Origin of the sequence: Achromobacter arsenitoxydans SY8, from assembly GCF_000236785.1 — a bacterium.
Taxonomy (GTDB): domain Bacteria; phylum Pseudomonadota; class Gammaproteobacteria; order Burkholderiales; family Burkholderiaceae_B; genus Achromobacter; species Achromobacter arsenitoxydans.
Map to the genome: position 1 here is coordinate 1 of NZ_AGUF01000033.1, position 19,546 is coordinate 19,546.

Consider the following 19,546-nt stretch of genomic DNA (forward strand, 5'->3'; position numbering starts at 1 on the left):
GGGCATCCTTTTTTGTTGTCTGGAACTTGTTGCTCGGAGACTACCCGGCCTATCCCTGCCCCGCTGCAAGCCGGTCCTGGATGGCGCGGGCGGCGTCGCGCAGAGACGTCATGAACGCGCCGACCAGCGGGTTGCCAGGCCGGTGCTCCGGAAATACGACATTGACTCGAAACGGGAACGATCGCGTCAATGGCCGGATATGCAACCCGCGCCCCGCAAAATCCAGCGCGGTAAGCGGGTTGACGATCGCCAGCCCCAAGCCCTGGCGCACGAAGGTGCAGACGGACACGGCGGTAGGCGTTTCCACGATGGACCGCCGCAGCACGCCCGCCTCGGCGAACGCCTCGTCGATCTGGATGCGGTAGGGATCGCTGGCGGACAGGCTGACAAAGGCCTGCCCTTCGAAGTCGGCCAGACCGATGGCCACGCGGGCCAAGAGCGGGTGACCTTCCGGCAGGACGCACACTTCGTCCACCTGCAGCAGCAGTTCAACCCGCGTACCGGCGGGCGCAGCATCGTGTTCGGTCAGGCCCAGGTCATAACGCTGCGCGGTCAGCCACTCTTCCAGCATGGGCGATTCCTGCGTTTCCACCGACAGGCTCACGCCGGGATGGCGGCCATGAAAGCGCTGGAACGCGTCCGGCAGGATGGAATGCGAGAACGCCGGCAAGGCGATCACCGATAGCTGCCCCTCGCGGAAAGCCCGTAAACGGGCGGCGGCGGACGCCACGCGCTCCAGGCCGGCATAGGACTGCCGGACCTCTTCGAACAGCGCCAGCGCCGGCATGGTGGGCCGCAAGCGGCCCGCGACACGCTCGAACAGGGCAAAGCCTATCGTTTGCTCCATGCGGGCAAGCTCGCGGCTTACCGTCGGCTGGGACGTGCTGAGCAGATCGGCCGCCTTGGTCACGCTGCCGGCGATCATGATGGCGCGGAAGACTTCGATGTGCCGGTGTGTCAGCATCGCTTATCCCATATCAGAAATGAATTGATCCCGGACATCTAAGCATTTTACTGGATGACAACGCTGGGGCATCATGCCGCCTTTGCCTCATTCCAACAAGGTTCAACACGCCATGGCCTTCGATCCGCGCCAGCTCACCCAACTCGCCGCCCAGCACGGCACGCCGCTCTGGGTGTACGACGCCGCCGTCATCCGCGACCGCATCGCGCAACTTCGCCGCTTCGACACGATCCGCTACGCCCAGAAGGCGTGCTCCAACCTGCATATCCTGCGCCTCATGCGATCGGAAGGCGTGGTTGTCGATGCGGTATCCCTGGGCGAGATCGAACGCAGCCTGGCCGCCGGCTTCCAGCCGCGCAGCGAACCCGAAGGCATCGTCTTCACCGCGGACCTGATCGACCACGCCACGCTCGCCACCGTGCTCAAGCACGGCATCACGGTCAATGCCGGATCGCTGGACATGCTGGCCCGCGTGGGCCAGGCTTCGCCGGGCCATCGCGTGTGGCTGCGCATCAATCCGGGCTTCGGGCATGGCCACAGCAACAAGACCAATACCGGCGGCCCCCAAAGCAAGCACGGCATCTGGATCGACGACGTGGCCGAAGCCGTCTCCATCGTGCGCCGCCACGGCCTCAAGCTGGTGGGCATCCACATGCACATCGGCTCTGGCGTCGACTACGGCCACCTGTCCAGCGTGTGCGACGCGATGGTGGACGTGGTGAAGTCCCTGGACCACGACATCGAGGCCATCTCGGCCGGCGGCGGCTTGTCCATTCCCTACCGCGACGGCGAACCGCGCATCGACTGCGACCATTACTTCGAGCAATGGGACGCGGCCCGCAAGCGCATCGCCGCGCACCTGGGCCACGACATCCGGCTGGAGATCGAACCCGGCCGGTTCCTGGTTGCCGAGTCCGGCGTCCTGGTGTCGGAAGTCCATTCCATCAACCGGCGTCCCGAGCGCGATTTTGCGCTGGTCGACGCGGGCTTCAATGATCTGATGCGCCCCGCCATGTACGGCAGCTATCACAGGATCTCGGTGCACGCGCCGGATGGCAGCGAGCCGCAAGGCGCGCAGACGCGCATTGCCGTGGCCGGCCCGCTGTGCGAATCGGGCGACGTGTTCACCCAGAATGAAGGCGGCGTCATGTCCGACCAGATGCTGCCGCAGCCGCGCATCGGCGACTTCCTGGTCTTGCATAACGCGGGCGCCTATGGCTCGTCGATGTCCTCGAACTACAACAGCCGCCCGCTCGCGCCGGAGGTGTTGCTGGACAAGGGCGAGGCGCGGGTGATTCGCCGGCGGCAGACGGTGGCGGAGCTGCTGGCGTTGGAGGATTGAGTCAAGTTTGCCGGTGTCAGACACGCAAGGTGTCTGACACGCGAAGGGTCAGGTTGGGAACGCTTCCCTCAACGCAAACGTCGCCTGTTTGAACACCCCCAGGTCGGTCCCGACGGCCACGAAGTGCATGCCCATGTCCAGGTAACGGCGCGCATCGGCGTGCACGGGCGCCAGGATGCCCACAGCCTTGCCGGCCGCCGACACGCGCTGGTGCAGGTGGCGGATCGTTTCCTGCACCTCGGGGTGGTTGGGATTGCCGATGTGGCCCAGGGCCGCGGCCAGATCGGACGGGCCGATGAACACGCCGTCCACGCCTTCGACGGACGCGATCTCGTCCACCGCCTCGATTCCCGGCCGGCTTTCGATCTGCAGCAGCACGCAGATGTTGTCGTTGATCGTCTGCAGGTAGTCGGGCACCGTGCCGTAGCGGTTGCTGCGCTGCGCGCCCGCCACGCCTCGCATGCCTTGCGGCGGATAGCGCGTGGCGGCCACCGCGCGGCGCGCGTCCTCTTCGGATTCGATGAAGGGGATCAACAGGTTGTAGAAGCCGATATCCAGCAGGCGCTTGATCTGGACAGGGTCGTTCCACGACGGACGGCCCACGGCGGCGCTGGCGCTGCCCTGCAGGGCCTGGAGCTGCTGCAGGAACATCGGCACCTCGTTGGGCGAATGTTCGCCGTCCAGAAGCAGCCAGTCGAAATCCGCAAGCCCGACGAGTTCTGCGGTGATGTGGCTGGACATGCACATCCAGAATCCGATGAGCCGTTCGCGAGCCAGGATGCGTTGCCGGAAACGGTTGGGTAGAGGTGAGTTCATTGCCGCCTTCTTGTCTGGGAAAACAGAAGCAGTGCCGGGCGCGACGCGCGGCACTGCCGGTCAGTGGATTTCAGGCTCGCCCGCGGATTCGACCCGCGTCTCGCTCTGAAGAAAATCGAAATCGCAGCCGGTGTCCGCCTGGCCGATGTGCTTGAGATACAGCACGCCGTAGCCGCGCTCGAAGCGCGGCGGCGGCGTCTGCCACGCGGCGCGCCGCCCGGCCAGTTCGGCGTCGGAGATCATCAGTTGCAGGCGCCGCGCCGGCACGTCCAGCGCAATCAGATCGCCATCCCGCACCAGCGCCAGCGGCCCGCCGACATAGGCCTCGGGCGCGACGTGCAGGACACAGGCCCCGTAGCTGGTGCCGCTCATGCGCGCATCCGATATGCGCACCATGTCGCGTACGCCCTCTTTCAGCAGCTTTTGCGGAATGGGCAGTTGGCCCCATTCAGGCATGCCGGGCGCGCCTTGCGGGCCGGCGTTCTGCAGCACGATGACGCTGTCGGCGTCCACGTCCAGGTCCGGATCGTCGATGCGCGCGGCCATGTCGTTGTAGTCCTTGAAGACGACCGCCCGGCCTGTGTGGACCTGCAGGCGCGCTTCCATGGCGGGCGGCTTGATCACCGCGCCGTCGGGCGCCAGGTTGCCGCGCAGGACCGCCAGCCCGTCGCGTTCGATCAGCGCCTGCGCGCGCGGCCGGATCACGTCTTCGTTGAAAATGCGCGCGCCCGCGATGTTCTCGCCCAATGTGCGCCCGTCGACTGTCCGCTGCGATGTGTCCAGCAGGTCTCCCAACTGCACCAGCAGCGCGCGCAGGCCGCCCGCGTAGTAGAAATCTTCCATCAGGTACTTGCCCGCCGGACGCAGGTTGGCCAGGACCGGCGTGGTGCGCGCCAGATGATCGAAGCGGTCCAGGTCCAGCCCGAAGCCGCTGCGCCGCGCCATGGCGATCAGGTGCACCACGGCGTTCGTGGACCCCGACAGCGCCAGCACAGTGCGCACCGCGTTGTCGTAGGAAGCGGCGGTCAGCAGGTCCGACGGCTTCAGGTCTTCCCAGACCATCTCGACGATGCGCTTGCCGGTCAGGCTGGCCATCTGCGCGTGGCGCGAGTCCGGCGCGGGAATGGACGACGCGCCCGACAGGCACAGGCCCAGCGCCTCGACGGCGCTGGTCATGGTGGACGCTGTGCCCATCGTCATGCAATGACCGGGAGACCGCGCGATGCCGTCTTCCACGCCCTGCCAGTCTTCCTCGGTGATATTGCCGGCGCGCAGCTCCGCCCAGTACTTCCAGGTGTCGGAACCCGACCCCAGCGTGTTGCCGTTCCAGTTGCCGCGCAGCATGGGGCCCGCCGGCACGAAGATCGTGGGCAGGTCCATCGACACGGCGCCCATGACGAGCGCCGGCGTGGTCTTGTCGCAACCGCCCATCAGCACACAGCCGTCGGCGGGATAGGAGCGCAGCAGTTCTTCCGTTTCCATCGCCAGCAGGTTGCGATAGAGCATCGTCGTGGGCTTCTGGAAGGGTTCGGACAGGCTCATCGCGGGCATTTCCACCGGAAACCCACCCGCCTGCCAGATGCCGCGCTTGACCTCTTCGACGCGCTGCTTGAAATGGCTGTGACAGGGGTTGATGTCGCTCCAGGTGTTGATGATGGCGATCACCGGCTTGCCGGCGTAATCGGAGCGGTGATAGCCCATCTGCGCCGTGCGCGAACGGTGGCCGAAGGACCGCAGGTCTTTCACGCCGTACCAGCGATGGCTGCGCAGATCTTCAGGCTTCCTGCGCTTGTCGGAATTGCTCATGTCTCGCGTCCTCTGCTCTGTGGCGGGGTCTGTGACCATCAATACTATAAGAAGCCCTGCGCGGGTCCAATCCGAAAAAATCGGTCAGGCCGGATCCAGCAGATAAGGCGTGCCAGCGCGCTCGCAGATGCCGCGCAAGCGGTCCGCCAGGGCGGCGGGAATGGGGATGCCAGCACGCAGCCGGCGCGCGCGCTCGGCGGCTTCGGGCTCGCCCGCCACCAGCACCGGTTCTTCCGGATTGGCCGGCGGCGTATCGTGCAGGGCGTCAATCATGTCGTCCATGTCGGATTCGAACGAACCGGCTGCGCGGAAGGCGTCAGGATTCAAGGCCAGGAAGAAATGCCCCACGTCGTCGGGCTCGCCGGGACGGCGCGTCGGCGCGCGCCGCGCGGCGAAGGCGCTGCCGCTGAGCGTGCCGCCCAGGATCTGCGCCATCATCGCCAGCCCGTAGCCTTTGTGACTGCTCATGGCGGGCGTGCCGCCCAGCGGCGTCAGGCCGCCTTCCGGACGCTTGAAGATGAACTGCATGGCGGCATCGGCATCCGTGACCGCAGCGCCCTGCCCGTCCACCGCCCATCCCGGCGGCAGCGGTTTGCCCAGGAAGTCATAGACCTTGACCTTGTTGGCGGCGACGGTCGTCGTCGCCATGTCGAACAGGAAAGGCTCGTTGTAGGCGGCGGGCGCGCCGAAGGCGATGGGATTGGTGCCCAGCATGGGCATCGCGCCGCGCGTGGGCACCATGATGACGCCGTTGGCGCTGCTGGTGACCAGCCCGACCACGCCGCGCTCCACGGCGATGCGCGCGTACACGCCCGCCGCGCCGAAGTGATGCGAGTTGCAGACCGACACCGCGCCCACGCCATGCTCCAGGGCCTTGTCCACCGCCAGGTTCATGGCCAGCGCGGCGACCGGATAGCCCAGGCCGCCCATGCCGTCGATCAGCGCGCTGGCGCCGCCGTCGCGCACGATCCGGGCGCGCGCGTCGAGCCGCAGCGATCCCGCCCGCCACTTTTCCTCGTACGAGGGCAGCATGGAAATGCCGTGCGAATCTATGCCCAGCAGATCGGTGCGCGCCATCAGGCCCGCCGTCGTGTGCGCGAGGTCCTCGGCCATGCCCCAGGCCATCAGCACCTGCAGAATCTGTTCGCGCACCTGTTCCACCGGCACAGCCACGGCGCTCGCTCCTTTCCCTTGCACTGTCTCTCTCCTGTTGTCCTTGGTTTGTCTTGGCGTGCCGGGAACGGGCGTCAGTCGCGATCGCGGTCGACCAGCCGGTGCCGGGCCTGGCCCAGATGAAATTGCATGGCGACGCGGGCGCGTTCGCCGTCCTGTTCGCGGATGGCGTCCAGGATGGTGGCGTGCTCGTCCACGACGCGCTGCGCGCGCTGCCGGGAGCCCGTGCGCGTCAGGTTCAGCGTGAGGCGCATGAAGCCGCTGATGGATTCGTGGATGCTTTCCAGCACGCCCAAATAGAAGTCGTTGCCGCTGGCCTCGGCGATGCTGGCGTGGAACGCCAGGTCCGCCTCGGCGGACACCTGTCCGCGCGCCAGGGTGTCGGCAAAGGCCGCGTGCGCATCGGCAATCCTGGCAAGCTGCTCGTCGGTGCGGCGCAGGGCCGCCAGCCTCGCGGCGTCGCCCTCGAGCGCCACCCGGACTTCTTGCGCCCGCAGATAGGCGCTGACGTTCTGCACGTCGTTGAAGGTCTTCAGGCGCGGCGCGGGCTGATGGCTGACGAAGGTGCCCAGGCCCTGGTGCGCGGTGATGAGCCCGTCGGCGCGCAGGCGCAGCAGCGCTTCGCGCACCACGGGCCGCGACACGCCGGAGCGTTCGGATATTTCGTTTTCGGACGGCAGTTTGTCGCCGACATTGAGCGCGCCGGACACGATCTGTTCGAAGATCTGTCCGTAGAGCTGATCCGCTAGCCGAACCCGGTGTCCGCGCTCGAGCACCAGCGCGCCGGGCGCATCCGGCTCGGCGGGCGCCTGCGGCGCGGGCTGGGGCAATGGTTTGGGTCGGGCCACGTAACCTCCTCGAAATAGGGCCTGTCCGGGCGGCGGGACAGGCCCCGAGACGCTGCCGGCGATGCGCGGACAGCGCTCATCGTACCGTCATTGCGCAGCCGGCGCGGCGCGGGCGCTCAAGCCGCTACGGCTTCGCGGTCCCAGGCCGCCAGTGCACGGGCGACGGGCGCGACGCGCTCGCGCTCGGCGCTGGAGATGCCGGTCAGCAGCGGCAGCATCGGTCCCATGTCGGCCACGCCCGCCAGGGTCACCGCGTCGTGCAGCACGCGGATGGGGCTTATGCCGTCGCGGCAGTCTTCCAGGCCCAGATAGTGTTGGCGCACGGCCTCGGCTTCGTCGTAGCGGCCGTCGCGCAGCAGATGCAGCAAGCGCATCGAACCGCGCGGCGCCACGCACACCGAGCCCGACGTGAAGCTCTTGAGGCCGAAGTCGCGGTAGTGCACGATGGCCGGGCGTTCGCCGATGCCGCTGACGATCCAGCGCGAGTCCACGGCCTGCAACAGGGCCGACAGATAGGCGTCCTGGCTGGGGTCGTCGCGCACGACCGCGTACTTGAAGCCGGCGATGCGGCCTTCTTCGATCAGAAGCGCCGCGGTTCCCGGCGCAAGGTAGTCGGCCGACTTGATGTAGACCACGGCGGGCTTGCCCAGCGCGTCCGTGAAGCGGCGCACGCCGTCGGCAAGGCCGGCGTCGGTGTACGGAAAGGACATGGGCAGCAGCATCGCCGTGGGGAACGGACGCGAACGCAGGATCTCGGCCTGGTCCATCATCTTGCCGTAGTCGGGGCCCACGGACGGCAGGATCCACGTGTCCGCGCCGGCCAATCCCGCCAGCATGTCCACGATGCGCGCGTATTCGCTCACGCCCACGTTGTAGAAGTTGGCATTGCCGCCGTACATGACGTTGCGCACGCCGCCCGCTTCCAGGTGCCCGAGCAGCGCCTTGTTGGCGGCCTCGTTCAGGGACAGGTCGGCATTGCGGGCCAGGGGCGGCACGGCAATGACCGAACGCTGCAGGTCCTGGGCGGTGACCGGGGTGGTTTTCATGGGCGGGCTCCTGGCTGGTGCGGTTGTCAGATAAGTAGGGTCCAAAAAGTATACTTGGTTGACAAGCTATAGCTCAATACCTATATTTGTTTTACAAGTAGATCGGCAGCACATTCGCAGGGCGCCCGCGGCGTTCTGCGGCGTCAAGGCTTCCGGCACGCCGGGAGCGGAATACCCCCAGAAACGATGCGCGGCCACGCGCACACCGAGGAGACGAATTCCATGCATGCAGCCCCTGCGCGAGGCCGGTTCATCGCGGCCGCCCTGCTGACGGCCACCGCCTTTATCCTGCCGGCCGCGCCGGCCCTGGCGGACTATCCCGATCGCGACGTGAAGATCATCGTGCCCTTCCCTGCCGGCGGCACCGCCGACATCGCCGCGCGCGTGGTGGCGGCCGAACTGGGCAAGAGCTGGAAGAAGTCCGTGGTGGTGGACAACAAGGCCGGCGCCGGCGGCAACGTGGGCTCCGCGGAAGCCGCGCGCGCCACGCCGGACGGCTACACGCTGCTGATGGGCACGGTCAGCACGCACGCCATCAACCAATCCGTATACGCCAAGCTGCCGTACGACCCGGTCAAGGATTTCGTGCCCGTCACGCTGGTGATCCCCGTGCCGAACATCCTGGAACTGAATCCGGCCTTCGCCGACAAGCACGGCATCCGCACGGTGGCGGACCTGATCAAATACCTGAAGGCCAACCCCGCCAGCGTCAACATGGCGTCCACCGGCAACGGCACCTCCACGCATCTGTCGGGCGAACTGTTCCAGACCATGACGGGCACGCGCATGACCCATGTGCCCTACAAGGGCAGCAGTCCGGCGCTGACCGACGTGATGGCCGGATCGGCCGACCTGATCTTCGACAACCTCCCTTCGTCCATGGGCTTCATCAAGGGCGGCAAGCTGCGTCCCTTGGCCGTGACCACCGCCAGCCGCTCGCCCGCCCTGCCCGACGTGCCCACGATGGCCGAGGCCGGTGTCCAGGGCTATGAGGCGTCCAGCTGGTTCGGGCTGCTGGCCCCTGCCGGCACGCCCGCGGACATCGTCCAGAAGATCCAGCGCGATGTCGCCGCCGCCCTGCAGCAGGAGTCGGTGCGCGCCCAGCTTCAGGCGCAGGGCGCCACGCCGTCCGGCAACACCCCCGCTCAGTTCAAGCAGTTCATGGCCCAGGAAACCGTCAAATGGGCCGACGTTGTGAAGAAATCCGGCGCCAAGGTCGATTGACCCGGCGTTGATCCGGGCCCGTCCGCAACGCGTGGACGGCGGGCTCTTCATCATCACGCGAACCAGGAGACACCATGAACAAACTGATCAGCGCCGTAGTCGCGGCGGGCGCCATCGTGCTTGGAGCGCCGGCGGCCCAGGCCGCCGGTTACCCCGAAAAGCCCGTCACCATGATCGTTCCCTTCGTGCCAGGCGGGTCGTCCGACATCACCGCGCGCTCGGTCACGCCCGGGCTGTCCAAGATCCTGGGGCAGACCTTCGTGGTCGAGAACAAGCCCGGGGCCAACAGCGCCATCGGCGCGCAGGCGCTGGCCCGCTCCACGCCCGACGGCTACACGATGATGGTCGGCTCGATCGGCACCTTCGCCATCAACGAGGCCCTGTACAAGAACCTGGCCTACAACCCCAGCAAGGATTTTGCTTATCTGACGCAGGCGGTCCGCAACCCCAACGTGCTGGTCGCGGCCACGTCCTTTCCCGCCAACAACGTCGCCGAACTGGTCGACTACGCGAAGAAGAATCCCGGCAGGGTCTCGTACGCGTCATCGGGCACGGGTTCCTCCGACCACCTGTCAGCGGTGCTGTTCCGCCAGCGCACGCAGAGCACGGGCGTAGACGTTCCGTACAAGGGCGGCGGCGCGGCGATCGCCGACCTGATCGGCGGACAGGTCAATGTGTCCTTCCAGAACCTGGGCGCGGTGCAAAACCACATCAAGGCGGGCAAGCTCAAGGCGCTGGCCATCACGGGCGACGCGCGTGCGCCGGACCTGCCCGACGTGCCCACGCTGGCCGAAGCCGGCATCAAGGACATGGTGGTGTATTCGTGGCAGGGTTTCGCCGTGCCCAAGGGCACGCCGCCGGCCGTCGTGGAAAAGTTGGCCGACGCCCTGCGCACCACCCTGCGCGACCCGCAGACCCAAAAGACGCTTCAAGGCCTGGGCTTCGAAGTGGTGGCCAACACGCCGCAGCAATTCGCCGAATTCCAGCAGGCCGAGGTCAAGCGCTGGAAGGACGTCATCCAGAAAGCGAACATCCAGCTTGAGTAAGCGGATGGGGATGCCCGGCCTCGGGCATCCCCTTTCTTGAAGCCTGAATCAAGTAGCATGAAGCCTTCGCCACCCAACCGTACGACAACATGACCACCAAGCAACGCATCATCCAGGTCGGCTCGCTGGCCGGCTCTCCTTCCGCCAACCAGCGGCTGGCCGACGGCTACGACGTCATCGAACTGTGGAAGCACCCGGACCGCAAGGCCGCGCTGGCCGAGCACGGCAAGGGCGTCACCGCCGTCGTCACGTCGGCCAACTTCGGCGCCAACGCGGAATTGATCAACGCCCTGCCCGACCTGAAGGCCATCTGCAGTTGGGGCGTGGGCTACGAAACCATCGACGTCGAGGCCGCCCGCAAGCGCGGCGTGCTGGTCAGCAATACGCCGGACGTGCTGACGGATTGCGTTGCGGACCTGGCCTGGGGCCTTCTGATCGCCGGCGCACGCCGCATGGGTCAGGGCGAACGTTTCGTGCGCGCCGGCCAGTGGGGCCAGGTGCATGGCAGCATTCCGCTGGGCCTGCGCGTCAGCGGCAAGAAGCTGGGCATTGTGGGCCTGGGGCGCATCGGCGAAGCCATCGCCAAGCGCGGCACGGGCTTTGACATGGACGTGCGCTATCACAACCGCAGAAAGCGCGACGACGTCACGTACGGCTACGAGGCCTCGCTGACGGATCTGGCCAAGTGGGCCGACTTCCTCATCGTGGCCACGGTCGGCGGCCCCAGCACGCGCCACTTGGTGAACCGCGAGGTGCTTGAGGCCCTGGGCCCCAAGGGCATCATCGTCAACATCGCGCGCGGCCCGGTCATCGACGAGGCTGCGCTGGTAGCCGCGCTGGAAGCCGGCAAGCTGGGCTGCGCCGCCCTCGACGTGTTCGAGCACGAACCCAAGGTGCCCGAAGCCCTGATCAAGAGCGACAAGGCCGTGCTGCTGCCGCACATCGGCAGCGCCACCGAGGAAACGCGCCTCGCCATGGAAAACATGATGCTGGAAAACCTGGAATCGTTCTTTGCGACCGGCCGCGTGATCACGCCTGTCGAGTAACGCCTGAGCCGCAAGGCTGGCTCATCCGCGGCCGCGCACAGCCGCGCCGCGGAAATAAAAAAGCCTCTCGGCGCCCATACCGAGAGGCTTTCGACTTTCCGGCCCCCGCGTGATCCGGCAGTCTGCTTTGCGCAAAGGAACTTGGGCGTCGCCGCCCGTCGCGATTATTTCGCTGGCGTCGTGGCGCCGGACTTGTCCATCTTGGCTCCGGACTTGTCCGCCGCATGCTTGGCGGAGGTCTTGTCCGATTTATGGTGCTTGTGCTGCGCCTGGGTCTTGGTTTCGCCGGACTTGGCGGCGCCGGCCGCGAACGCCGCAGGCGCGGCGGCAAGGCCGAGGCACAGGGCCGAGGTGGAAAGAAACGCTGCAATGCGGGAGTGAGTCGTCATTTCGTGAACTCCTGAATGGTGAAGGCCAAAGGCCTTTTGCCGATACGGGGCGGCAACATCGCCGCTGGGCCCGTACCCCGTTTGAAGCCACGACGTTCAGAAGGTTCAACGCGGAACCATAAATTTTCTGCCGCTAACAGTTGGAGAAATGTCGGACGTCGGGCGATGCCATCGCAACGCGTTGCGAACGTCAGCCGCCTGTCAGCCAGCGGTTCAGCTTTCGAACACCAGCAGCGCAACGGTTGCGAACAGCATCGCCGCGAAGCAGGCTCTCAGCTTGCGTTCAGGCAGGCGGTACGCAAGCTTTACGCCGATGGGCACGAACACCAGGCTGCCGATGGCAAGCGGCGCGCCCACCATCCAGTTGGCCTGTCCCGCCCAGGTGTAGGTGATCAGCGCGATCGTGGAGCCCGGGATCACCATGCTCAGCGCAAGGGCCTGCGCGGTGGTCTGCGGCAACCGGAAGACAGACGTGATGATGGGCACGGCCAGCACCGCGCCGCCCACGCCGAAGAAGCCCCCCAGCGTGCCGCACAGCATGCCCAGCACGCTTGCGCGGCGCGGCGTGAAGACGGGCGCTTCGCGCTTGGGGGCCTGCGCGCGGCGGGCGGCGGGACGCGACTCGCGCCACGTCTGCCATACATAGAACAGCGCGATGAAAAACAGGAACACCGCGAAGCTGCGGCGCAGCAGGCTGGAGTCGATGCCCAGCGCCATCTGCGCGCCCACCCACGTGAACACCACGGCTCCCGCCGCGCCCGCAAGGGCCACGCGCTTGTCGATGCGTGTCTGCTGGTTGTACTTGCGCACCGCCATCATGATGGTCGGCAGGACCATGATGAGCGCCGTGCCCTGCGCAAGCTGCTGCGACATTCCCATCAGGAGCACCAGCGCGGGAATGGCGATCAGCCCGCCTCCGATACCCAGCACGCCGCCCATGAAGCCGATCAGGCCGCCGGCGGCCAGGCATGCGGCGATAACAAACAGACTCACGTCTTGCTCCAGCAGGCCCCGCCAGCCGGGGCCGGGGCGATCAGTCGTTGAAAGGCAGGCATGTTACGCCCGCGGCCGGTCCTGGCAAAGCGGTCCTTGGGCGACGCGACCGGCGCGTAATGGCCGGGACGCCGCAAGCGGTCAGCGCAGCTTGTCGAGCGCTCCGTCCAGCCGGTCCACGGCCCAGATCTCCAGCCCTTCAATGGGCTGACGCGGCGCATTGGCCTTGGGGATCAGGGCAATCGAGAATCCAAGCTTGGCGGCTTCGCGCAGGCGTTCCTGGCCGCGCGGCGCGGGCCGGATCTCGCCGGCCAGGCCGACCTCGCCGAATGCGATGAGGCCGCGCGGCAAGGGCCGGTCGCGCAGCGAAGACATGATGGCAAGCAGCACCGGCAGATCCGCCGCCGGTTCCGTGATGCGCACGCCCCCCACGGCATTGACGAAGACGTCCTGGTCGAAGGTGGACACGCCCGCATGCCGGTGCAGCACCGCCAGCAGCATGGCCAGGCGGTTGCCTTCCAGGCCCACCGTCAGGCGCCGTGGATTGGGCGCGTGCGAGCTGTCCACCAGCGCCTGGATTTCGACCAGGAGCGGGCGCGTGCCCTCTTGCGTGGCCATCACGCACGAACCCGCGACCTGCTGTTCATGTTGCGACAGGAACAGCGCGGAAGGGTTGGCCACGCCGCGCAGGCCGCGGTCCGTCATGGCGAAGACGCCAAGTTCATTGACCGCGCCGAAACGGTTCTTGAAGGCGCGCACCAGCCGGAACGACGAATGCGTGTCGCCTTCGAAGTACAGCACCGTGTCCACGATGTGCTCGAGCACGCGCGGGCCGGCCAGCGCGCCGTCTTTCGTGACGTGGCCGATCATGACGATGGCGATGCCGGTCTGCTTGGCCAGCCGGGTGAGCTGCGCCGCGCATTCGCGCACCTGCGACACCGAGCCCGGCGCGGCGCTGAGCTCGCCGCTATAGAGCGTCTGGATGGAGTCGATCACCGCGACCGTGGGTTTTTGCTCGGAGACCGCAGCCTGAATGGCTTCCAGGCGGATCTCGGCCAGCAGATTGACATTGCCCGTCTGCAAGCCGAGCCGCCGCGCGCGCAGCGCGACCTGTTCGGCGGATTCCTCGCCGGTGACATACAGCACGTTGGTGGTTTCGGACAGCGAGGCCAGGGCCTGCAGCAGCAGCGTCGATTTGCCGATACCCGGATCGCCGCCGATCAGCACCACGGCGCCGGCCACCAGGCCGCCGCCCAGTACGCGGTCGAATTCTTCCAGGCCGGTAGGCTGGCGGGGCGTTTCGCGCGCCTCGATCTCGGACAGGCTGCGCACGGGGCTGGATGACGCGAGCGGCGCGTAGCGATGGTTGGACGCAGCCGCCGCCGAGGACTCGACCGTTTCTTCAAGCGTGTTCCAGGCGTTGCAATGCGGGCATTTACCCTGCCACTTCGGGGTGGTGCCGCCGCAGTCGGCGCACACATATACGGTTCGGGATTTGGCCATGCGCGAAAGTTTACCGGCAACGCGATAGCGCAGTACGCGTCCGCGCTCGTTTTCGGTCCCTGGCGCGCCGGCCCGGCGCGCGAGTCTTTCATTTTGCTTTCATAAAAAGGGACATCGCCCAGTTACATGATGCAATCACAAGAAATTTCCTGCTGGATCCGGACAAATCGCGCATAATCGGGAAGTGCAACGCATTGTCGAACCGCCCAGTCCAGGACGGCATACTCCACGCCAAACGCCGGCCAGGCGCGTAACGTGGGGAATCGCGGCGCAATCACCCCGCGGCCTTTCACCAGGCCGCCTAAACCGGAACTAGACCCGAGCCACGACGAGATCGCCGGACCACCGGCGCGGCGCACGCAGAGGTCAAACGCGGATACGTCGAACCACCCGGCGTAGGCGCGAGGAGTACGCGCATGAGCATTACCTATCGCCCCCCTTTTGACGAAGACGATGAGCGGGATCTGCGCGCCCTGTATCGCAAACCCGGCCCCGGCGCCAATCCCGAACTGGACGCAGCCGTGCGCCGCAGATGGCACCCGGGCCACAGCTGGCATCCCGGCTGGGGCGCGCTGGCCTGCGCCGTGATGGTCGCGGGCCTGTTCGCCTGGACCGACATGCGCGAGGCCGCCGATCTCCCCGACCTGAGCGCGCAGTTGATCCCGCCCCCGGAAGTCGTGCCTGGCGCTGACACGCCCCCCGCGCCGCAAGCGGTCGCATCGGATGCGCAACCCGTCACCCTGCGCCGCGTCGTCGCGCTGCAACCCGAGCCCGCGGCCAACCAGGAGCCAGCCGTCCAGGCTTCCACCGAAGCCGCGCCTGAAGCCGCCACGCAAGAGGCTGCTCCGGAAAGCGCGCAGGGCGAAGCCGCTCAGGCGCAAACCGTCGTGGCGTTCACCGAGCAGGATATCGAGGCCCGCGTGGCGCAGATCCGCAACCTGATCGTGAACGACCGCGAAGAGGAAGCCGTGCAGGCGCTGCGCGAATTGCAGCGTGGCGCCCCCGATCTGGCCCTGCCGGACGATCTGCAGGAACTGTCCCGGCAGAACCCGGCCTGACGGCTGGCCGGCCCCCCGGGGCCGGCCGCCCTGCCCGCGCATCTTCGCGGCCCCGGAATCATCCATCGGCGCGGCGGCTTCTTGCTAACATAGCCGCCATGAGCCCCAGCTTCCATCACCGCAATCTTCCCCATTTGCTGCTCTACGCGCGAGAGACGCTGATGGCGCATTTCCGCCCCATCCTGCAGGCGGCCGGCGTCACGGAACAGCAATGGCGGGTACTGCGCACCCTGAGCGACGTGGGCTCGATGGAACCCAACCAGATCGCCCGCAGCTGCCAGATCCTCAGCCCCAGCCTGACCCGCATGCTGGCCGGCATGGAAGAGCAAGGCCTGATCAAACGCACACGCTCCAGCGCCGACCAGCGCCGTCAGGAAATTTCCCTGACGGCCAAGAGCAACAAGCTCATCGACCGCATGCGCCCGCAGGTGGATGCCAAGTACCAGGAAATCGAAGAAAAAATCGGCAAGGACTTGCTGGACCGCCTGTACCGCGACGTGGACGCCATGGTCGACCTGATCCGGCGCGACACGTCCGAACCGCGCGATTCCGGCAAGCCGTGACCCCCCCCGCGGCCCCAGGCGGCATCGCGCTGGTCCGGCCCCGGCCGGCTCCGGCGGGCGCCAGGCGGCGAACCCGAATTCCCCACCCCTGAGCGATCCGTAGAGTCCATGGACATCCTGACCAATACCTTCAAGCAAGCATTGCGCGACGGCAAGCCCCAGATTGGCCTGTGGGCTGGCCTGGCCAGCGCCTACACCTCTGAAATCCTTGCGGGCGCCGGTTTTGACTGGCTGCTGATCGACGGCGAGCACGCCCCCAACACGCTGGACTCGACGCTCGCCCAACTGCAGTCTGTGGCGGCCTACCCTGTGGCGCCGGTGGTGCGGCCGGCCTGGAACGATCCCGTCCAGATCAAGCAGATCCTGGACACCGGCGCGCAGACGCTGCTGGTGCCCATGGTCCAGTCGGCAGAGGAAGCCGCCGCCGCGGTGGCGGCCGTGCGCTATCCGCCCGAAGGCATCCGCGGCGTGGGCAGCGCGCTGGCCCGTTCGTCGCGCTGGAACCGCATCCCGAACTATCTGGAACGCGCCAACGGCGAAATGTGCGTGCTGGTGCAGATCGAAACGCCGCGCGGCATCCAGGCGCTGGACGAGATCCTGGCGGTGGACGGCGTGGACGGCGCCTTTATCGGCCCGGCCGACCTGTCGGCCAGCATGGGCTACCTGGGCCAGCCGGAACACCCCGAGGTCGAAAAGACCATCGACGACGCCATCACGCGCATCGTTCGATCGGGCAAGGCGGCCGGCATCCTGCACAGCGGCGTGACGCAGGCGAAACACTACCTGTCGCTGGGAGCGACATTCGTCGCGGTAGGCGTGGACGCGGTGCTGCTGGCGCGCGCGGCCGAAGCGCTGGCCGGACAGTTCAAGGAACTGACCACGGTCGCCGCGGGCAAGGGCCCGTACTAAGCCGTAAGGGTCGCCGGCGCCCGCCTTTCCAGGCCCCTATTCGCGCAAGAATGCGCGTACGGCGGCTTCGAACAGGGACGGACATTCCAGATGTGCGGCGTGGCCGCTGTCGGGCAGCACGCAGAGGCTGCCCTGCGGCAACGCCGACCGCAAGGCCAGCGCCGACGGCAAGGGATGGCTGCGTTCGTATTCGCCCAGGATCACCAGCGCCGGCGCTCGCACCCTTGCCAGCGCCTTGGTGAAATCCACGTCCCGCACCGCCGTCATCATCGACTCCGCGCCCGCCGAGCTCATGGTCATGCCGTCCCGCAGGCAGCCCGCGTACGCCGGGTGCCCTTCCCCTTGCCGAAACCAGGTCGCCAGCACGCGCTGCGCGGTGGCCTGCGGCCCTTCCGCATTCAGGCGCGACAGCGTGGCGTCGATGGGCTCGAAGCGGGCGGCAGGGTCCAGGCGCGCCCCCGCGCCATACAGCACCGCGCGCCCGATCCGCGCCGGCGCGTCGCACAGCAGTTGCTGCGCCACGAACCCGCTGAACGAATGCCCCAGCACGTCGAAGCGGTGGATGCCCAGGCGGTCTGCCAGCGCCAGTACCGCCCGCGCGTAAGCGGACAGGCCCTGCAACGCCGGAGCCGCCGCGCCGCGGCCAAAGCCCGGCCAATCAAGTGCGATGACGTCGTGCTCGTCTGCCAGCGCGGCGCTCAAATTCCACCAGATGGCCGACGAAGAACAGAAGCCGTGCAGCAGGAACAAGGGCCGTCCGGATCCGCGCCGTGTGAACTCCATGGCCCGCCTCCTAGTTGTCCAGGATCACGCCGGAATCGCGCACCACGGATTGCCACTCGCTTGCTTCCCGCTGCCACGCTGCGCCGAACTCGGCCGGGGTATCCCGCCCCGGCACAAAGCCGTTGGCCAGGTAGGCCTGCCGCACCTCCGGCAGGCCCAGCACGTCGTGCAGCACGGCGGCAAAGCGCGCGATGCGGTCAGGCGGCGTGCCCTTGGGCGCGGCGAAGCCCCACCAGTTGCCCTGCACGGCGTCCGGCATGCCGGCCTGGGCCGCGGTGGGCACGTCGGGCAAGGCGGCGAACCGTTCTGGCGCCGCGACGGCCAGCGCGCGCACCTTGCCCTGCGGCATGTAGGCCGCCGCGATGCTGTAGCCGCCGATATAGAGCTGGATTTCGTTGGCGAGCAAGGCCTGCACGCCGGGCGCCGAACCCCGGTAGGCGATGTGCGTCATGTCTGCGCCCATGGCCTTGGACAGGCGGTAGCCCGACAGATGCGGGGTGGTGCCCATGCCGGGCGATCCGTAGTTCAGCCTGCCGGCCTGGCCGCGCGCGTAGCGTACGAACTGCGCGTAATCGGACGCCGGCACCTGCGCACCGATGTAGATGAAAGCCGGCACATCCGCCAGCTTTCCCACCGGCTCCAGGTCGGCCAGCGGATCGAAGCCCAGCTTCCGGTACAGGAACTGATTGATGACGAAATTGTTGGTGGCGCCCAGCACCAGCGTGTAGCCGTCGGGTTTGGCGCGCACCACGTCCTGCGCGCCGATGTTGCCCCCGGCGCCGGTCTTGTAATCCACCACCACGGGTTGCCCCAGGCGCTTTTCCAGCAGCGGCTGGATCTGCCGCAAGGCGATGTCGCCTGCCGCGCCGGGCGCATAAGGCAGCACCACGCGGATGGGATGTTCGGGATACTGCGCCCACGCTGCCGGCGCCGTCGCGGCGGCGGCCATGAAAAGCAGGACAGATACGGCACTAGATCGGTACGGCATCGTATTCTCCCTGGCCGCGCGGGCTTCGGCGCCCGGCGGCCGGCCATGCGTCTTCGCGGAAACTACAGGTCGATGCGCATCAGGTCGTGCGCCAGGCGGAGCGGCCCCGAATAGTTCTTGCGGATATCGGCCACGATCTCGTCCATCAGGTGCGGGCCCATCAGGTCGACTGGCAGATGCTTGGCCGCCGCGCGCTTGAGCACCGGGCTGGTGGAATCGAAGTGGCCGAAATGCGTGGCCACCAGGCTCTTCACATTGGCCTCGCGCGCGATCTTGCCCAGGTCGGTCGGGCTGGTGTGGGCGTACGTGCCCACGCCGGTCTTGGCGCGATGCGCGATGAACGATTCCGGGAAGGTGCACTCGTGGATAAGCAGGTCGGCGTCCTTGGCCAGCCGCACCATCGCCTCACAGGGCGCCGTGTCGCCGCTGAAGGCGATGACCTTGCCCTCGGCCTCCACGCGCACGCCGAAGCACTCGCAGACATCGCGCGGAATGTGCTCCACCCAGTCCACCGAGATGCGAACCTTGTCGTCCTCGAACACAACGCCCGGCTTGACCTCGCGCACCTCGGGCCGCATCGCCTCCAGGTTGCGCTGGCGCACCGGATAGGCGGCGCGCGCCTGGAAGTCGGTGTGGTAGGCCCCGTTCTCGAACAGGTGGTCGACGAAGTGCTTCGTGCCTTTCGGGCCCAGCACCAGCGGCGAACCTTCCTTGTTGAGGATCCAGCTGGAAATGACGAAATAGGGGTAATCGCAGATGTGGTCGTGGTGCAAGTGGGTCAGGAACACGAAGCCCACCTTGGCGGGGTCGACGTTGGCGCGGACCATCTGCCGCGTGGCGCCCTCCCCGCAATCGAACAGGTAGTGCCTGTCCTCGTCCAGCGTCAGCAGAATGGCTGACTGCGCACGGTCGGGATCCGGCAAGGCGGCTCCGGTACCCAGCATGGTGATCTTCATCGGCAACCCTCTTTGGTCAGGAACGGACTATCGGTTTGAAGCACCAGGCCAGTATAGGAAGGCAGTGCGAACCCAATGATCAATTATTAGAAT

At 67.1% G+C, this 19,546-nt stretch carries 19 protein-coding genes; 7 read left to right on the top strand and 12 right to left on the bottom strand.

Going from position 1 to position 19,546, the window contains the following annotated elements; genetic code table 11:
• Positions 1-49: 49 nt before the first annotated feature.
• Complete coding sequence (locus KYC_RS07435) at positions 50-964, bottom strand: LysR family transcriptional regulator (RefSeq protein WP_008160540.1); 915 nt, start codon at positions 962-964, stop codon at positions 50-52.
• A gap of 112 nt (positions 965-1,076) precedes the next feature.
• Here KYC_RS07435 and lysA point away from each other — a divergent pair, with 112 nt between their 5' ends.
• A complete protein-coding gene (gene lysA / locus KYC_RS07440) occupies positions 1,077-2,306 on the top strand; it encodes a diaminopimelate decarboxylase (RefSeq protein WP_008160543.1) in 1,230 nt (409 codons plus the stop codon).
• A gap of 48 nt (positions 2,307-2,354) precedes the next feature.
• On the opposite strand, the gene garL is transcribed toward lysA, so the two are convergent.
• The 5 genes from garL to KYC_RS07465 form a co-directional block, all read right to left on the bottom strand.
• Positions 2,355-3,122 (bottom strand): 2-dehydro-3-deoxyglucarate aldolase, encoded by a 768-nt coding sequence (gene garL, locus KYC_RS07445; RefSeq protein WP_043517833.1) that lies wholly within the window; start codon positions 3,120-3,122, stop codon positions 2,355-2,357.
• A 60-nt stretch (positions 3,123-3,182) separates the two neighbouring features.
• The gene (gene araD, locus KYC_RS07450) at positions 3,183-4,928 is read right to left on the bottom strand and encodes an L-arabinonate dehydratase (protein WP_008160547.1); all 1,746 of its coding nucleotides are present in this window, start codon (positions 4,926-4,928) and stop codon (positions 3,183-3,185) included.
• 84 nt (positions 4,929-5,012) lie between these two features.
• Positions 5,013-6,101 carry an Ldh family oxidoreductase gene (locus KYC_RS07455; protein WP_008160549.1) on the bottom strand — a complete coding sequence of 363 codons (1,089 nt, stop codon included), beginning with the start codon at positions 6,099-6,101 and terminating at the stop codon, positions 5,013-5,015.
• A gap of 74 nt (positions 6,102-6,175) precedes the next feature.
• Entirely contained in the window at positions 6,176-6,931 is a 756-nt protein-coding gene (locus KYC_RS07460; protein ID WP_008160551.1) for a FadR/GntR family transcriptional regulator, read from the bottom strand.
• Between the two features lie 134 nt (positions 6,932-7,065).
• Positions 7,066-7,995: a dihydrodipicolinate synthase family protein gene (locus KYC_RS07465; RefSeq protein ID WP_008160553.1), complete on the bottom strand. Its 930-nt coding sequence runs from the start codon at positions 7,993-7,995 to the stop codon at positions 7,066-7,068.
• Between the two features lie 222 nt (positions 7,996-8,217).
• Here KYC_RS07465 and KYC_RS07470 point away from each other — a divergent pair, with 222 nt between their 5' ends.
• The 3 genes from KYC_RS07470 (at position 8,218) to KYC_RS07480 (ending at position 11,311) form a co-directional block, all read left to right on the top strand.
• Positions 8,218-9,219, top strand: coding sequence for a Bug family tripartite tricarboxylate transporter substrate binding protein (locus KYC_RS07470; protein WP_043517852.1), 1,002 nt, complete (start codon positions 8,218-8,220; stop codon positions 9,217-9,219).
• 74 nt (positions 9,220-9,293) lie between these two features.
• Positions 9,294-10,265: a Bug family tripartite tricarboxylate transporter substrate binding protein gene (locus tag KYC_RS07475; RefSeq protein ID WP_008160555.1), complete on the top strand. Its 972-nt coding sequence runs from the start codon at positions 9,294-9,296 to the stop codon at positions 10,263-10,265.
• An 89-nt stretch (positions 10,266-10,354) separates the two neighbouring features.
• Complete coding sequence (locus tag KYC_RS07480) at positions 10,355-11,311, top strand: 2-hydroxyacid dehydrogenase (protein WP_008160556.1); 957 nt, start codon at positions 10,355-10,357, stop codon at positions 11,309-11,311.
• 164 nt (positions 11,312-11,475) lie between these two features.
• Here the strand turns inward: KYC_RS07480 and KYC_RS07485 are convergent, their stop codons facing one another.
• The 3 genes from KYC_RS07485 to radA all read right to left on the bottom strand — a co-directional run bounded on the left by KYC_RS07485 (position 11,476) and on the right by radA (position 14,196).
• Positions 11,476-11,700, bottom strand: a complete 225-nt coding sequence (locus tag KYC_RS07485) for a hypothetical protein (protein ID WP_008160558.1) — start codon at positions 11,698-11,700, stop codon at positions 11,476-11,478.
• A gap of 213 nt (positions 11,701-11,913) precedes the next feature.
• A complete protein-coding gene (locus tag KYC_RS07490) occupies positions 11,914-12,693 on the bottom strand; it encodes a sulfite exporter TauE/SafE family protein (protein ID WP_008160561.1) in 780 nt (259 codons plus the stop codon).
• 141 nt (positions 12,694-12,834) lie between these two features.
• Positions 12,835-14,196 (bottom strand): DNA repair protein RadA, encoded by a 1,362-nt coding sequence (radA, locus tag KYC_RS07495; RefSeq protein WP_008160564.1) that lies wholly within the window; start codon positions 14,194-14,196, stop codon positions 12,835-12,837.
• 416 nt (positions 14,197-14,612) lie between these two features.
• Between radA and KYC_RS07500 the strand changes: the two genes are divergently transcribed.
• From KYC_RS07500 to hpaI, 3 genes are all read left to right on the top strand, one after another.
• The gene (locus KYC_RS07500; protein ID WP_008160566.1) at positions 14,613-15,254 is read left to right on the top strand and encodes a flagellar biosynthesis protein FlhF; all 642 of its coding nucleotides are present in this window, start codon (positions 14,613-14,615) and stop codon (positions 15,252-15,254) included.
• 98 nt (positions 15,255-15,352) lie between these two features.
• On the top strand, positions 15,353-15,817 hold the full coding sequence (gene hpaR, locus KYC_RS07505; RefSeq protein ID WP_008160568.1) for a homoprotocatechuate degradation operon regulator HpaR: 465 nt from the start codon (positions 15,353-15,355) through the stop codon (positions 15,815-15,817).
• 108 nt (positions 15,818-15,925) lie between these two features.
• Positions 15,926-16,726 carry a 4-hydroxy-2-oxoheptanedioate aldolase gene (hpaI, locus tag KYC_RS07510; RefSeq protein ID WP_008160570.1) on the top strand — a complete coding sequence of 267 codons (801 nt, stop codon included), beginning with the start codon at positions 15,926-15,928 and terminating at the stop codon, positions 16,724-16,726.
• 36 nt (positions 16,727-16,762) lie between these two features.
• On the opposite strand, the gene KYC_RS07515 is transcribed toward hpaI, so the two are convergent.
• The 3 genes from KYC_RS07515 to KYC_RS07525 all read right to left on the bottom strand — a co-directional run bounded on the left by KYC_RS07515 (position 16,763) and on the right by KYC_RS07525 (position 19,453).
• Positions 16,763-17,509, bottom strand: coding sequence for an alpha/beta fold hydrolase (locus KYC_RS07515; RefSeq protein ID WP_008160572.1), 747 nt, complete (start codon positions 17,507-17,509; stop codon positions 16,763-16,765).
• A gap of 10 nt (positions 17,510-17,519) precedes the next feature.
• Entirely contained in the window at positions 17,520-18,497 is a 978-nt protein-coding gene (locus KYC_RS07520) for a Bug family tripartite tricarboxylate transporter substrate binding protein (RefSeq protein ID WP_043517839.1), read from the bottom strand.
• 62 nt (positions 18,498-18,559) lie between these two features.
• The gene (locus KYC_RS07525) at positions 18,560-19,453 is read right to left on the bottom strand and encodes an MBL fold metallo-hydrolase (protein WP_008160577.1); all 894 of its coding nucleotides are present in this window, start codon (positions 19,451-19,453) and stop codon (positions 18,560-18,562) included.
• Positions 19,454-19,546: the final 93 nt, after the last annotated feature.